Here is a 14,650-nt window from a genome sequence, read left to right on the forward strand (position 1 = left end):
TGGTCTGATATTCCGTCAGTTGCCTTGCATTGCAAGCCAGTACAAGCATTCGGGTATCGATCTTCGAGGTGGGCATGATGCTTCCACGGTCGGTCGGCCGGGTGGCTCAACGGGGTGTCTCAGAAGGAGGGGACCGTGGGCGAGAAGGTCGTGGCGACTCGGGCGGATCTGGCGGACCGGCAGCTGTACCGGCGCAAGCTCCAGGCCTGTCAGGAGGCACTGGGGCGGATGCTGCGGGAGGACCGCTTCGACCGGCCGCGGGCCGTGATGGGGCTGGAGATCGAGCTCAACCTGGCCGACGAGCAGGGCCTGCCGGCCATGAACAACGCCCAGGTGCTGAGCGAGATCGGCTCCAGCGACTTCCAGACCGAACTGGGCAGGTTCAACATCGAGGTCAACATCACGCCGCACCGGCTCTGCGGCCACGTCTTCGAGGAGCTGCGCGAGGAGATCGACACCGGGCTGCGCTACGCCGACCGGCGGGCCGCCGAGGCGGGCGCCCGGATCGTCATGGTGGGCATCCTGCCGACCCTGGAGCACGCCCACACCGGGCTCGACGCGATGAGCCACAACCAGCGGTACAGCCTGCTCAGCGACCAGATCCTGGCCGCGCGGGGAGAGGAGATCACGCTCGACATCGAGGGCGTGGAGCACCTCCAGCTGGAGTCCATCACCATGGTCGCCGAGGCCGCCGCGACCTCCCTGCAGCTGCACCTGCAGGTGACCCCCGAGCGGTTCTCCTCGGTGTGGAACGCGGCCCAGGCGCTCTGCGGGCCGCAGCTCGCGATCGGCGCGAACTCCCCCTTCCTGTTCGGGCGGGAGCTGTGGCGGGAGACCCGGCCGGTGCTCTTCCAGCAGGCCTGCGACACCCGTTCGGCCGAGCTCAAGGCGCAGGGCGTGCGCCCCATCACCTGGTTCGGCGAGCGCTGGGTGGACTCGGCGTACGACCTGTTCGAGGAGAACCTGCGGTACTTCCCCGCGCTGCTGCCGATCTGCGACGACGAGGACCCGCTGAAGGTGCTGGCCTCCGGCGGCGCCCCCAAGCTCGCCGAGATGCGGCTGCACAACGGCACCATCTACCGCTGGAACCGGCCGATCTACGACGTCTCGGGCGGGGTGGCGCACCTGCGGGTGGAGAACCGGGCGCTGCCGGCCGGGCCGACGGTGGCCGACACGCTGGCCAACGCCGCCTTCTACTACGGGTTGGTGCGGGTGCTCGCCGAGCAGCCCCGGCCGGTCTGGACCCGGCTGCCGTTCGAGCGGGCGGACGAGAACTTCCGGCAGGGCGCCCGGTACGGCATCGACGCGGTGTTCCAGTGGCCGCGCCCCGGACGGGCCGGGCGCGGGGGCGGGCTGCAGACGGTGTCCGCGGTCGACCTCGTGCTGGGCGAGCTGCTGCCGATGGCCCACCAGGGCCTTGACGAGTGGGGCGTGGAGCCCGCCGACCGCGACCGCTACCTGGGCATCATCGAGCAGCGCTGCCTGCGCCGCACCAACGGCGCGGCCTGGCAGAGCGCGACCTTCCACCGGCTGCGCGAGCAGTACGGGATGGACCGGCCGACGGCGCTCGCCGCGATGACCCGGCGCTACGCCGAGTACATGCGCGGCGGGGAGCCGGTCCACACCTGGCCGGTCGGCTAGCCGGAGCGCACCGGGCCGCCGGAGCACACCCGCCTGCCGGTGCGCACCCGGTGTGTAGGCGGAGCCGGTGACGGAGGCGCACCTGGCCGGTCGGCCGACCGGGCCGCTGTGTCAGGATGATCGCTCCGGCGGTCGGCCGACGGCCGGAGCGACCGCCCGTCCGCTGGAGCGCCCGTGACGACCCGCCCGACCGCGCCGGAGACCGAGCAGCCCACCCGCCGCCTGCTCGGGGCGGAGCTGCTGATCGTCCTCGGCCTCTCGCTCGGGGCCAGCGGGATCAGCGCGCTGATCAGTTTCGCCGGCTCGCTCGCCGAACCGATCAAGCTCGGCCAGCAGGTCGCCACGCTGAACGGGTCGCGGGCGCCCGGCCGGCCCTGGCTGGACCTGGTGTGGCAGCTGTACTACATCGGGCGCGGCCTGATGCCGGTGGTGCTGGTCGGGTACCTGCTGGTGCGCGAGGGTGTCACGCTGCGGGTGCTGGGCTTCGACCTCGGGCAGAAGCTGCGCGACCTCGGCCGGGGCGCGGCCGTCGCCGCGGCGATCGGCGGTTCGGGGCTGGCGCTGTACCTGGCCTCGCAGGCGGCCGGGTACAACCTGACGGTGGCGCCCTCGGGGCTGCCGGACGTCTGGTGGCGGGTGCCGGTGCTGGTGCTGTCGGCCTGGCAGAACGCCATCCTGGAGGAGGTCGTCGTCCTCGGCTACCTGCTGCGCCGGTTGGGGCAGCTGGGCTGGTCCTGGCCGGCTGCGGTGGTGGCGAGTTCGGTGCTGCGCGGCTCGTACCACCTGTACCAGGGGGTCGGCGGGCTGGTCGGCAACATGGTGATGGGGGCGGTGTTCTGCCTGCTGTACCGGCGCTGGGGGCGGGTGATGCCGCTGGTGGTGGCGCACGCGCTGATCGACACCGTGGCCTTCGTCGGGTACGCGCTGCTCGCCGGGCACGTCAGCTGGCTGCCGACCCCCTGAGCGCCCTGCTCGCCCGGCCGCGCGGCGGCCGGGCGAGCAGCCGGTCGACGTGCCGGCGTTCCAGGCCCCGGCCGGGGTCGATCGGCAGCAGCAGGCGCCCGCGGCGCCAGCGGGACCGGCGGACCAGCCGGGACGGGATGACGTCGTCCACCCAGGCGAACGGGCGGCTCCCGGCGTAGCGCAGCAGCGGGGCCCACTTGGCGGCCGAGAACAGCTCCATCAGCGGGACGCGCGGGTCGCCGGGCTGCGGGACGTAGCCGCTGAAGCGGACCACCGGGAGCGGGTCGAGCCCGATCACCGGGGCGATGTGGGTGTTGGCGTGGTCCTCCCAGGTGGTGGCCCAGACCAGCTCGTACGTGCCGGCGAGTTCGCGCAGCCACGCGCCGTGCCGGGTGGACAGCAGCACGGCGTGGCCGAACAGGGCGTGGGTGTCGAACCCGGCGTCCGGATGCGGGCAGACCGGGTTCAGGACGCCGTCGACGTCCAGGAACAGCAGTGGCTTCGGCACCGGTGGGCCCCCAGGGCAGTCGTGTCTCCTACCCGCTCGGACGACCCGTCCGTCCCACCGGTTGCGACCGGGTGGGCGCACGCACGGCGCACGGGGCGCTCAGGACGCGGGTACGGGCTCGGTGGCGGGCACCGGTGCGTCGGTGGTGCCCCGGCGGGTCAGCCGGCGCACCTGCGGCTCCAGCAGGACCGCCGCACTGAGGACCAGGCAGATGACGGCGCAGGTCCAGAGCGCGCCGCTCAGGCCGAGCACCACGGCGGCCGGGCCGGCCAGTGCGGTTCCGACCGGGGCCAGCGAGTAGGAGCCGAGCTCGTCGTACGCGGAGACCCGGGAGAACATCTCCTCCGGGATCTCCTGCCGGAGCGCGACCATCCAGTTGACGCCGAAGACGGTGACGCCGACGCCGGAGAGGAACATCGCGGCGACCAGCAGGGGCAGCGGCGCGGCGGCGGCGAGGGCCAGCGCGGGCACGCCGAACAGGAACACCCCCCAGTTGCCGACCAGCAGGATCCGCCGCGGCCGCCAGCGTGCCATCAGCAGGCCGGTGGCGACCAGGCCGACGCCGTAGGCGGACATCGCCAGGCCCCAGGCGCCCGCGCCGCCGAGCCGCTCCCTGGCGATGGCGGGCCCGTAGACCGACTCGACCGCGCCGACGCAGGCGACCAGGACGGAGAACTGCAGGACGACCACCCAGAGCCAGCGCCGGGAGACGAACTCCCGCCAGCCCTCCCGCAGGTCGCGCAGCATGCTGCTGCCCGCGGGGGCGGGGGCCTGCTCCGGCTCCAGGAAGAAGCGCAGCACGGCGGCGATCAGGAAGCAGAGGGCGTCCAGGGCGAGCACCCAGCCCGGGCCGAGGGCGGCGGTGAGGGCTCCGCCGAGGGCGGCGCCGCCGATCTGGGCGGCGCTCTGGCCCATCCGGAAGACCGAGAAGGCGCGGGCCGCGTGCTCCTGGGGGACGGCCTGCATGATCATGCCGCCGGAGGCGGGGGAGTAGAGCGCGTAGCCGGCGCCGCCGGCGGCGGAGAGCAGCAGGAGCTGCCAGAGTTGCGCGTCTCCCACCAGGACCAGCGCGGCCAGCACGGTCTGGGAGGCACCGCTGAAGACGTTGGCGGCGACCATGATCCGGTGTCGCGGCATGCGGTCGGCGAGGGCGCCGCCCAGCACCAGGAGCAGTACGGTCGGCAGCAGGCGGGCGGCCGTGACGTAGCCGACCTCGGTGGTCGTGCCGCCGTTGCCGAGGACGGCGAAGGCGGTGGCGATGGGGGCGCCGGCGTTGCCCAGGCCGCTGATCACGGTGGCGGCGGTCTGGATGCGGAAGTCGCGGCTCGCCCAGGCGAAGCGGCGGGGGCGTGGCGGTCGGGTCGGCACCTGGCGACTATCGCCGGACTTCGGACAGGTGTCCATCGGGTTTCTGCACCTGCCGGGACGGCCCGGTCGGCCGGGGCGAGGGTCGGGGGGATCGGCCGGGGCGAGGGGTGGGGCGGAATCAGCCGAGGTGACCCTGGAGGAAGGTGATCGTGCGGCCCCAGGCGATCCGGGCCTGGAGGGGGTCGTAGGTGCCGAGCGGGTTCTCGTCGTTCATGAAGGCGTGCCCGGCCGGGTAGAAGTGGATCTCGGGGCGGATGTCGGTGGCCTCGCCGATCCGGATCGCGGCCTCGTCCACGGCGGCCATCGGGACCGAGCGGTCCGACTCGCCGAAGTGGCCGAGGACGTGGGCGGTCAGGCCGCGGTAGTCGAAGTCCGGGTCGGGCGGGAGGCCGTAGAAGGGCACCGCGGCGGCCACCCGGTCACCGGCCCGGGATGCCAGCAGCAGGGCGAAGCCGCCGCCCATGCAGAATCCGACCACCCCGACGGCGTCGCCGACCACGCCGTCCAGCGAGAGCAGGTGGTCGACCGCCCCGGAGAGGTCCTCGACGGCCCGCTCGACCGGGAGTTCGCGCTTGAGCCGGGCCGCCTCGGCGCTGTCGTGGGTGGTCGCGCCGCCGAAGAGGTCGGGGGCGAGGACGGTGAACCCCTCGGCGGCGAAGCGGTCGGCCATGGTGGCGACGTGCGAGGTGAGCCCCCACCACTCCTGCACCACCACCAGGCCCGGCCCGGCGCCCAGCGGAGGGCGGGCCAGGTACCCGTGCGCCGTGCGGCCGTTGCTCGGGAAGGTGACGTTCTGCCGGGAGCCGTCCTGGTCGGACATGGCTTCCTCTCGCTGGGTCGGGCCGCGTGCGGCGGGGATTCGGTGGGGCGGGACGGGTCAGCCCATCTCCTCCAGGGCGCGGCCCTTGGTCTCCTTGATGCAGAAGGCCACGAACGGGATGGAGAGCAGCGCGAAACACGCGTAGATGACGTACGTCGCCGAGAGGTTCCAGTCGGCGAGGTCCGGGAAGCTGACGGTGATCGCCCAGTTGGCGATCCACTGGGCCGAGGCGGCGACGGACAGCGCGAGCGCGCGGATCCGGTTCGGGAACATCTCGCCGAGCAGGACCCAGACCACGACGCCCCAGGAGAAGGCGAAGCAGAACACGAAGACGTGCGCCGCGACCAGGGCGACGACGGCGTGGGTGTTGTCCAGCGTGGCGCTGTCGCCGGTGCCGTGCCGGTAGGAGAACGCCCAGGCGGCGGTGCCGAGCGAGGCGGCCATCCCGACCGAGCCGGCCAGCGCGAGCGGTTTGCGGCCGATCCGGTCCACCAGCACCATCGCGACCACCGTGCCGATCACGTTGACGATCGAGGTGGAGAGGCTGATCAGCAGCGAGTTGGCCTCGTTGATGCCGACCGACTGCCAGAGCAGGGAGGAGTAGTAGAAGATCACGTTGATGCCGACGAACTGCTGGAACACCGAGGCGCCGATGCCGACCCAGACGATCGGCAGCAGGCCGAAGCGGCCGCCGAGCAGGTCCTTGAGTCGCGGCTTGTGGGCGGACTCCAGCACCGCGCGGATCTCGGTCACCCGGAAGTCGAGGTCGACGCCCTCGCCCTCGACCTCGACCAGCACCTTGCGGGCCTGCTCCTCGCGGTGGTCGGCGATCAGGAAGCGCGGCGACTCCGGGATGGCGAGCGCCATCAGCCCGTAGACCAGGGCCGGGATGGCCTCGACGCCGAGCATCCACTGCCAGGCCTGGATACCGCCGAGGTGGTTGGTGGACTCGCCGCCGGCGGCCTGGTTGAGCGCCCAGTTGGCGAGCTGCGAGACGGTGATGCCGAGCACGATCGCCATCTGCTGGAAGGAGGCGAGCCGGCCGCGGTAGGCGGTGGGCGCCACCTCGGCGATGTAGGTGGGCGCGATCACGGAGGCGATGCCGATCGCGACGCCGCCGATCACGCGCCACATGGCGAGCACCTCGATGTTCGGCGGGAACATCGAGCCGATGCCGCTGGCCGCGAAGAGCACGGCGGCCAGCAGCATCGTGCGCACCCGGCCCATGTGGTCGGCGAGCCGGCCGGCGATCACCGCACCGGCCGCCGAGCCCAGCAGCGCGATCGCCACCACGAAGGCGGTGGTGCCGTGACCCACCGCGAAGTGCTTCTGGATGCCCGTCACCGCACCGTTGATCACTGCGCTGTCGTAGCCGAACAGGAAGCCGCCCATGGCGGCGGCCGCCGAGATGAACACCACGTGGCCTAGATGGGCCTCGCCGGCCGCCCGTTGGCCGTTGGCTGTGGACACGCGCGCTCCCCGGGGTGGACGGGCCCGCTCTGACGCGGAGTGGGCAGGGCTCGTGTCACATTGCAGCAGTGCCGGGGCCGTGCCGCCCGTCTTGCGGGGCCGAACGGGTGACGCGCAGTCAGTCGTCGGTCCCCGGTGTGGTGGTGCCCGGTGTGGTGGTGCGCGGCGCGGTGGTGCCCGGTGTGGTGGTGCTCGGAGCGGTGGTGCGCGGCGGGGTGGTGCGCGCTGCGGCGGTGCGCGGGCCGACGCTGCGCGGCGCGGTGGTGCGCCGCTGGTGACGGCGGAGCAGCTGGACGCGGGCGGCGGCGTACTGGTCGCGGCCGCGCCCGCCGCCTTCCGCCCGCTCGGCGAGCCGGTCGGCCATCGCGTGCTGCGTCTCGGCGGCCTTCTTGTCGTCGTACTTGAACTTGGCCCGCACCTCGTTCACGGTCAGCCGGAGCGCGCGCAGACCGGGCAGTTGCCGGGCCAGCTCGCCGTCGCCGGGCACCACCCGGACCTCCGGCGTCTCGGGCTGGAAGTGCGCCAGCTGGCGGTTGAGGATCTCCGCCTTGCCGGCGGCGGACTCCACGACCTCGGCGGTGCAGTGGAAGTGCACCGAGGCGTAGTAGCTGGTCGGTGTGCCGGGGGCGCCGCGCCAGTGGCCCGGGGCGAAGGCGTAGCCGTCGGTGACCGCGAGGGTGACCTGCGGGTCGGCTCGGACGGCGGCGAGCAGCGGGTTGGGCGCGGCGAGGTGGAGCAGGATCTCGCCGCGTTCGGCGTCCAGCAGGAAGTGTGTCGGGACGAGCACCGGGCCCTCGCCCGGGCCGCCGTTGGCGGCGAGCAGGCCGAAGTCGCGGCCCTCGGCCAGCCAGGCGCGCCACTCGTCTTCGTCGCCGCGGTCCCAGGACCTGATCAGCATCGGGTGTTCCTCGTCAGCGGGGGTAGCCGCGCAGGTGCGCGGGGAGCGGGATGGTGCGGTCGTCGTGCGGAACGGGCGTGCCGTGCACGGTGGTGACCGGTATCAGGCCGGACCAGTACGGGAGGTCAACGTCCGCCGGGTCGTCGCCGGCGTCGTCGTCGCGGGTCTTGGCCGAGACCTCGTCCAGCTCCAGCCGCAGGACGGCGGTCGCGGCGAGCTCCTTCGCGTTGGCCGGGCGGACCTCGGCGGAACGGCCGGGGATCGCGTGGTCGACCAGGGCGGCCAGTGCGACGTCCAGCTCCTCGGGGTCGGTGACCTGGTGGGCGGTGCCGTGGGCGACGACCGAGCGGAAGTTCACCGAGTGGTTGAACGCGGACTTGGTCAGCACCAGCGCGTCCACCTGGGTGACGGTGACGCAGACCGGCATGCCCTGCTCGCCGGAGGCGCCGCGCATCGGACGGCTGCCGGTCGAGCCGTGGACGTAGAGCCGGCTGCCGACCCGGGCGTAGATCGTCGGCAGGACCACGGGCGCGCCGTCGGCGACGAAGCCGAGGTGGCAGATGTAGGCGCTGTCGAGGATGGCGTGGATCGCCTCCTGTTCCCAGGTGGCCCGGTCCTTGTAGCGGGTGGGGGTGGTCCTGGGGGTGCGGGAGTAGGTCGGCGAGCCTTCCGTGCTGTCTGACATGACAACCTCTATGTACTAGTGCATAATTTTGTTTGTGCTAGGAGACTATCCGCTGAAAGGGCGACGCGCCAGCGAAATCGCGGCGCACATCGAGCAGGGCGTGAGCAGCGGACTGCTCGCCCCCGGAACCGCGCTGCCCCCGCTGCGCGACCTCGCCGCCGAACTGGGCGTCAACGCCAACACCGTCGCCGCCGCCTACCGACTGCTGCGCGACCGCGGCGTGATCGAGACGGCCGGCCGCAAGGGCAGCCGGATCCTCCCCAGGCCCGCCCTCACCCCGCGGGACCAGATCCGCATCCCCGTCCCGCCGCACGCGCGGGACCTGTCCACCGGCAACCCCGACCCGGCGCTGCTGCCCGACCTCGGCCCCGCCCTCGCGGCCGCCGCCGAGGCCGCGCGCGCCGAACCGGTCCTGTACGGACACCCGGCCGCCGACCCGCAGTTGCTCGCGCTCGCCCGCGCCTCCTTCGAGGCCGACGGCCTGCCCGGCGGCCCGATCGCCGTCGCCTCCGGCTCGCTCGACACCATCGAGCGCATCCTCGGCGCCCGGCTGCGCCCCGGCGACGCGGTGGCCGTCGAGGACCCGGGCTGGGGGAGCCTGCTCGACCTGCTGCCCGCGATGGGACTGAAGCACCTGCCCGTCCGGCTGGACGACGAAGGTCCGCTGCCCGACGCGCTCGCGGCGGCGCTGGCCGAGGGCGCCCGGGCGGTGGTGGTCACCAGCCGGGCGCAGAACCCGACCGGCGCGGCGCTCACCGCCCGCCGGGCCGAGGAGCTGAGGGCCGTCCTGGCCGGGCACCCGGGAGTGCTGCTGATCGAGGACGACCACGGGCACGGCATGGTCGACCAGCCGTACCACCCGCTGGCCGGCTTCGGCTCGCGGCACTGGGCGGTGGTCCGCTCGGCGGCCAAGGCGTACGGGCCGGACCTGCGGGTGTCGGTGGCGGTCGGCGACGCGGAGACGATCGGACGGGTCGTCGGGCGGCTGCGGCTGGGCGCCGGCTGGGTCAGCCACCTGCTGCAGCGCACCGTGGCCGAACTGTGGCGCACCGACGCCGCGCCGGTCGCGCGGGTGGCCGCGACCTACCGGGCCCGGCGGGACGTGCTGCTGGACGAGCTGGCGGCGCGCGGGATCGAGGCGCACGGGCAGAGCGGGCTGAACGTCTGGGTGCCGGTGCCGGACGAGACCTCGGCGCTGGCGGCGCTGGTGCAGCGCGGATGGGTCGCGGCGCCCGGCGCGCGGTACCGGATCCAGTCGCCGCCCGGGCTGCGCTTCACGACGGCCCGGCTGGAAGCGGCGCAGGCCAGGGGCCTGGCGGAGGACCTGGCGGCGGTGCTGGGGACGGGCGGGGGCGGCTCGCGGCTGGTGTGACCGTCGGCGTGGCGCGGAGGGCGGTCGGAGGGGTCGTCGGAGGGGCGGTCCGTGGGACGGGCGGGGTGGGTGCGGCGGGTGTGAATCGCAGGCGGCATCCGGACGTCGTTGCCGGTCTGGTCTGAACCCGCCGGTAACAAAAGCGGAAACCTGCTGCAGATACCTAGCGGTAACGGGAGAGGGCATGTCATCTTCATCGCGCCACCGGCCGGCGGCCCACCCTCACTTACGCGTCTTCCCGTTCCCCATGCCACGGGGAGACCGAGCCGCAGGAGTTCCGCAGTGCCCGAAATCCGTTCGAGCATCACCCGCAGCACGCCTCGACTCGGCCGACGGCTGCTCACCGCAGCCCTCGCCCTCCCGCTCGCCGTCGCAGGCCTGGCCGTCGCCGCACCGGCCTACGCCGCCCCGTCCGCGCTGACCGCCGTGCCCTCCGGGCCCACCGCCAGCGTCACGCTCGGCGACAGCTACATCTCCGGCGAGGCCGGTCGCTGGAAGGGCAACTCCGCCGGCACCAGCGGCAGTCGCAACGGCTCCGACCGTGCCTGGACCGGCAGTTCGTACGACCCCTCGCGGGTCTACGGCGCCACGGCGTCCAGCGGCTGCGACCGTTCCGACGTCGCCGAGGTGCTCAGCGCCTCGACCGGCGCCCAGAACGAGATCAACCTGGCCTGTTCCGGCGCCGTCACCGACAACGTCTTCCGTGCCTCCAACGGCGGCCAGTCGTACAAGGGCGAGGCCCCGCAGGCCGACCAACTCGCCACCGTGGCACGGCAGAACAACGTCAAGCTGATCACCCTGTCGATCGGCGGCAACGACCTGGGCTTCGCGGACGTCATCTCCAGCTGCGTCCAGGACTACCTGATCTGGTACTCGTACTGCCACGATTCCGCGCAGTCCCAGATCGACGACAAGATGCCCACCGCGATGGCCGGCGTCGGCAAGGCGATCGACGAGATCCGCGCCGTGATGGCGGGTGCGGGCTACGCGCAGTCGGACTACCGGCTGGTGCTGCAGTCCTACCCGTCGCCGATCCCGCGCAGCGCCGAGATGCGGTACCCGGAGAGCGGATGGACCCGATCCAACACCGGTGGCTGCCCGTTCTGGGACGGGGACGCCGACTGGGCCCGCGACTCGATGGTGCCGCAGATCTCCCAGGCGCTGGCGGGCGTCGCCGCGTCCAAGGGCGCGCAGTTCCTGGACCTGTCGGACATGCTGCAGGGCCGCGAGGTCTGCTCGACGGCCACCAAGCAGCCGACCGCGAGCTCCGGCCCGTCCGCGACCACCAGCGAGTGGGCGCGCTTCCTGGACGGCGGGCTCAACTCCACGCAGGGCGCGCTGCAGGAGTCGATGCACCCCAACTACTACGGCCAGCAGGCGGTCGGGCGCTGCCTGACGCTGCTGTGGGGCCGTCCGAGCGGTGACTACTCGTGCCACAACACGGCCGGGCAGGACGCGAGCGGGATGTACCTGACCGCGCGCTGACCGCAGCGCGCCGGTCGCGTGCTGACCGGCCGCACCGCTCCGGTGCCCCCGCGGACCTGACCGCGGGGGCACCGGCGTCGGCTCGCTCAGCCCTTGGCGAGCAAGGACTGGGCGTGGGCGCGTACCTGATCCTTCGTCAGATAGGCGTCGGTGTACTCGAAGTCGCGCAGCCGGGCGGGCTGGCGGGCCAGGAATCCGGTGCGGACGAAGTCGTCCCCGGCGGTCGCGTTGAGCAGCCAGTTGGCACCCACCCGGAACTTGGCCACATTGGTGCGCATCGCCATCAAGTGGTAACCGCGCGCCACCAGTTGGGCCGGTACGCCGCGCAGCTCCACCCCGAGGGGCTTGGAGACCGCGTCCTTGCCGCCGAGGTCCACCACCAGGCCCAGGTCCTTGTGGTAGTAAGGCTCCAGGGGCTGGTTGCGGAGCGAGGCGATCACGTTGTTCGCCACCACGCGGCCCTGGCGGGCGGAGTGCTGGGCGGTCGGCGGGCAGACCGCGCCGTCGCCCTTCGCGAGGTCGGGAACGGCGGCGGCGTCACCGAGCGCGAACACGCCCTCGAACTGCGGCACCCGCATCTCCGCCGTCACCGCCAGCCGTCCGCGGACGGTCTCGGCGTCCAGGGTGCCGATCAGCGGGCTCGCGGCCACGCCGGCGGTCCAGATCAGCGTCCGGCAGGGGAGCACCCGTCCGTCGGTGAACTTGACCGACTCGGCGCCGACCTCGGCCACCGACACACCCAGTGACACCTCGATGCCGCGCGCCCGCAGCACCTCCAGGGCGGCCTCGCCGAGCGGGTCGCCGAGCTCGGGCATCAGCTTCGGAGCGATGTCGATCAGGTGCCACTTGATCTGCCGGGCGTCCAGCCGCGGGTAGCGGTGCGAGGCCGCGGTGGTCAGACGCTGCAGGCAGGCGGCCGTCTCGGTGCCCGCGTAGCCGCCGCCGACGACCACGAACTGCAGTCGGGACTCGCGCTCCCGCTGGTCCAGGGAGGTCGAGGCGAGGTCGAGTTGGGCGATCACGTGGTCGCGGACGTAGGCCGCCTCGGCGAGCGTCTTCATGCCGCGGGCGTAGTCGGTCAGGCCGGGGATGTCGAAGGTGCGGGTGACGCTGCCCGGGGCGAGCACCAGGATGTCGTACCGCTGCGCGATCACCTCGTCGGTGATCTTGCGGACGACGCACACCTTGGAGGCCGGGTCCACGCCGATGGCGCCGCCGGGGACGATGTGGGTGCGGCGCAGCGAACGGCGCAGGGAGACGGCCACGGACTGCGGGGTGAGGACGCCGGCGGCGACATGGGGGAGGAGGGGGAGGTAGAGCTGGTAGCTGAACGGCGTGACCAGCGAGATCTCGGCCTCCGACGGTGACAGCTTGTGTTCGAGACGGCGGGCGCACTCCAGGCCGGCGAAGCCACCGCCCACGATCAGGATCCGAGGTCGTTCCATCGCTCATCCCTTTGCCGTGAAGGTCCCCGTTACTGTCCGCCACACTCGCACGGAGCAGCGGGGGCTGCCACTGGGGTGGGGTGGACGGGGGAGGTGGGGTGGGAGGGGCCGTGCGGCTGGGGGCGGCGGGTGCGGGGGTGGTGGCACCGATAGGGTGGGAGGCGTGCTACCCGAGGTGACGGCGATCCGGTACGTGACGCCACTGCGAGAAGGCGGCTCGATGCCGGGCCTGGTCGAGGCCGATGATCGGCGGCTCTACGCGCTGAAATGGGTCGGTGCGGCGCAGGGGCGCAAGGCGCTGGTCGCGGAGGTGCTCGCCGGGGAGCTGGGGCGGCGGCTGGGGCTGCCGGTGCCGGAGCTGGTGACCGTCGACCTGGACCCGGTGCTCGCGCGCAGTGAGCCGGACCACCAGATCCAGGACCAGATGCGGGCCAGCGGCGGGACCAACCTCGGGATGGCCTTCGTCAGCGGTGCGCTCAACTTCGATCCGCTCTGCTTCGAGGTGGATCCGGAACTCGCGGGCCAGGTGCTCTGGTTCGACGCGCTGATCGGCAATGTGGACCGGTCCTGGCGCAACCCCAACCTGCTGGTGGCGACCGGCGGGCTGCGGCTGATCGACCACGGCGCGAGCCTGATCTTCCACCACAACTGGCCCGGCGCCGCCGCCTGGGTGCGCCGCCCGTACGACGCGTCCGACCATGCGCTGCTGGGCGCCCGGCCGGATCTGGAGGCGGCGGACAAGGCGCTCGCGCCGCTCGCGGAGGCGGCGATCGAGGCGGCCGTCGCGGAGATCCCCGAGACCTGGCTGACGGACGAGTTCGGCTTCGACTCGCCCGACGAGGTGCGCGCCGCGTACCGCGCCCAGCTGACCGAGCGACTGGCCGGTCCGCGTGACTGGCTCCCGGAGGTGCCCGCATGACCGGGTCGTCGACGTCCGCGCTGCCGGCCATCGTCGAGTTGCACGACTACGAGTACGCCGTGATCCGCGCGGTGCCGCGGGTGGAGCGGGGCGAGTGCGTGAACGTGGGGGTGCTGCTGTACTGCCGGCAGAGTTCGCACCTGGCGGCGCGCACCCACCTGGACCAGGCGCGGCTGCTGGCGCTGGACCCGGTGGCGGACGTGCAGGGCGTGCGGCGGGCGCTGCACGGCATCGAGGCGGTCTGCCTGGGCGGGCCGCAGGCCGGTCCGGCGGCGGGGGACAGCCCGGGGCAGCGGTTCCGCTGGCTGACCGCGCCGCGCAGTGCGATCGTCCAGCCGGGGCCGGTGCACACGGGGCTGACCGCGAACCCGGACGCGGAGCTGCGGCGGCTGTTCGACCAGCTGGTGCTCTGAGCGGCGCTGCTGCGCGCCTGCCCGGCGGGCGGGGCCGGCCTGCCCGACGGGCAGGACCGGGGGGCCGACGGGCGGCGGCGTGAGCCGGCTCGCGGACGGTTGCCCTGGTCAAAGCTTGAGTTGCTGAAGCACCTGGTCGTACCCTGACCCCATGGGTTCGACAGCGACGACGACCGTACCGACCAACGCCGAGCTGATGGAGGTGTTGGCCGCCGTCGGTGCCGCCTACTTCCAGGACTTCGCGGCGGCCGCGGCCCGGCACGGGCTCTCCTCCTCGCAGGCCAAGGCACTGGGTGCGGTGCAGGAGCCGGTGCCGATGCGCGCGCTGGCCGGGCGGCTGGGCTGCGACGCGTCGAACGTCACCGGGATCGTGGACCGGCTGGAGTCGCTGGGCCTGGCCAACCGGGCGGCGGCGGCCGGTGACCGCCGGGTGAAGATCGTGGTGATCACGGACGAGGGGCGGGAGATCCTGGCCCGCATCCGCGGCGAGATGGCCCGTACGCACCAGGCCTTCCAGGAGATGACCGACGAGCAGCGGATCGCCCTGCACTCGATCTGCTCGCAGGTCCTGCCGGTGCTGGCCGGCCGGACGGGCGGCGCGCAGTAGGTCCCGCGCCGCCAGCGCCGTTCCTGCCGGTGCCGGAGTGCCGCTCGTGTTGCGCG

Annotated in this window: 14 protein-coding genes; 7 read left to right on the top strand and 7 right to left on the bottom strand. The window is 73.2% G+C overall.

Annotation, left to right across the window (positions count from 1 at the left end):
* Positions 1-135 precede the first annotated feature (135 nt).
* Both ACZ7KX_RS16310 and ACZ7KX_RS16315 read left to right on the top strand, forming a co-directional pair.
* Entirely contained in the window at positions 136-1,641 is a 1,506-nt protein-coding gene (locus ACZ7KX_RS16310) for a glutamate-cysteine ligase family protein (protein ID WP_470326985.1), read from the top strand.
* Between the two features lie 174 nt (positions 1,642-1,815).
* Entirely contained in the window at positions 1,816-2,604 is a 789-nt protein-coding gene (locus ACZ7KX_RS16315; protein ID WP_470326986.1) for a CPBP family intramembrane glutamic endopeptidase, read from the top strand.
* On the opposite strand, the gene ACZ7KX_RS16320 is transcribed toward ACZ7KX_RS16315, so the two are convergent.
* From ACZ7KX_RS16320 to ACZ7KX_RS16345, 6 genes are all read right to left on the bottom strand, one after another.
* Complete coding sequence (locus tag ACZ7KX_RS16320) at positions 2,582-3,112, bottom strand: HAD domain-containing protein (protein ID WP_470326987.1); 531 nt, start codon at positions 3,110-3,112, stop codon at positions 2,582-2,584. The two genes, ACZ7KX_RS16315 and ACZ7KX_RS16320, sit on opposite strands and share 23 nt — an antisense overlap.
* Before the next feature lie 99 nt (positions 3,113-3,211).
* Complete coding sequence (locus tag ACZ7KX_RS16325; RefSeq protein ID WP_470326988.1) at positions 3,212-4,480, bottom strand: MFS transporter; 1,269 nt, start codon at positions 4,478-4,480, stop codon at positions 3,212-3,214.
* Between the two features lie 118 nt (positions 4,481-4,598).
* Positions 4,599-5,300, bottom strand: coding sequence for a dienelactone hydrolase family protein (locus tag ACZ7KX_RS16330; RefSeq protein WP_470326989.1), 702 nt, complete (start codon positions 5,298-5,300; stop codon positions 4,599-4,601).
* Positions 5,301-5,357: 57 nt separating this feature from the next.
* Complete coding sequence (locus ACZ7KX_RS16335) at positions 5,358-6,770, bottom strand: sugar porter family MFS transporter (RefSeq protein ID WP_470326990.1); 1,413 nt, start codon at positions 6,768-6,770, stop codon at positions 5,358-5,360.
* Positions 6,771-6,888: 118 nt separating this feature from the next.
* Positions 6,889-7,668 carry an FMN-binding negative transcriptional regulator gene (locus ACZ7KX_RS16340; protein ID WP_470326991.1) on the bottom strand — a complete coding sequence of 260 codons (780 nt, stop codon included), beginning with the start codon at positions 7,666-7,668 and terminating at the stop codon, positions 6,889-6,891.
* Between the two features lie 13 nt (positions 7,669-7,681).
* Positions 7,682-8,353, bottom strand: a complete 672-nt coding sequence (locus tag ACZ7KX_RS16345) for a pyridoxamine 5'-phosphate oxidase family protein (RefSeq protein WP_350524803.1) — start codon at positions 8,351-8,353, stop codon at positions 7,682-7,684.
* 34 nt (positions 8,354-8,387) lie between these two features.
* Here ACZ7KX_RS16345 and ACZ7KX_RS16350 point away from each other — a divergent pair, with 34 nt between their 5' ends.
* Positions 8,388-9,725 (top strand): aminotransferase class I/II-fold pyridoxal phosphate-dependent enzyme, encoded by a 1,338-nt coding sequence (locus ACZ7KX_RS16350; protein ID WP_470326992.1) that lies wholly within the window; start codon positions 8,388-8,390, stop codon positions 9,723-9,725.
* Positions 9,726-10,007: 282 nt separating this feature from the next.
* Positions 10,008-11,210, top strand: coding sequence for a GDSL-type esterase/lipase family protein (locus ACZ7KX_RS16355; protein ID WP_396546166.1), 1,203 nt, complete (start codon positions 10,008-10,010; stop codon positions 11,208-11,210).
* A gap of 86 nt (positions 11,211-11,296) precedes the next feature.
* Here ACZ7KX_RS16355 and ACZ7KX_RS16360 read toward each other — a convergent pair whose 3' ends face one another.
* Positions 11,297-12,655: an NAD(P)/FAD-dependent oxidoreductase gene (locus ACZ7KX_RS16360; protein WP_350524800.1), complete on the bottom strand. Its 1,359-nt coding sequence runs from the start codon at positions 12,653-12,655 to the stop codon at positions 11,297-11,299.
* A 163-nt stretch (positions 12,656-12,818) separates the two neighbouring features.
* Here ACZ7KX_RS16360 and ACZ7KX_RS16365 point away from each other — a divergent pair, with 163 nt between their 5' ends.
* The 3 genes from ACZ7KX_RS16365 (at position 12,819) to ACZ7KX_RS16375 (ending at position 14,594) form a co-directional block, all read left to right on the top strand.
* Positions 12,819-13,574 carry a HipA family kinase gene (locus tag ACZ7KX_RS16365; RefSeq protein ID WP_470326993.1) on the top strand — a complete coding sequence of 252 codons (756 nt, stop codon included), beginning with the start codon at positions 12,819-12,821 and terminating at the stop codon, positions 13,572-13,574.
* Entirely contained in the window at positions 13,571-13,987 is a 417-nt protein-coding gene (locus tag ACZ7KX_RS16370; RefSeq protein WP_350524798.1) for a DUF3037 domain-containing protein, read from the top strand. Before ACZ7KX_RS16365 ends, ACZ7KX_RS16370 begins: the two co-directional genes overlap by 4 nt.
* Positions 13,988-14,138: 151 nt before the next feature.
* Complete coding sequence (locus ACZ7KX_RS16375) at positions 14,139-14,594, top strand: MarR family winged helix-turn-helix transcriptional regulator (RefSeq protein ID WP_350524797.1); 456 nt, start codon at positions 14,139-14,141, stop codon at positions 14,592-14,594.
* Positions 14,595-14,650 lie beyond the last annotated feature (56 nt).

It is taken from the genome of Kitasatospora sp. NPDC038210 (assembly GCF_055600605.1).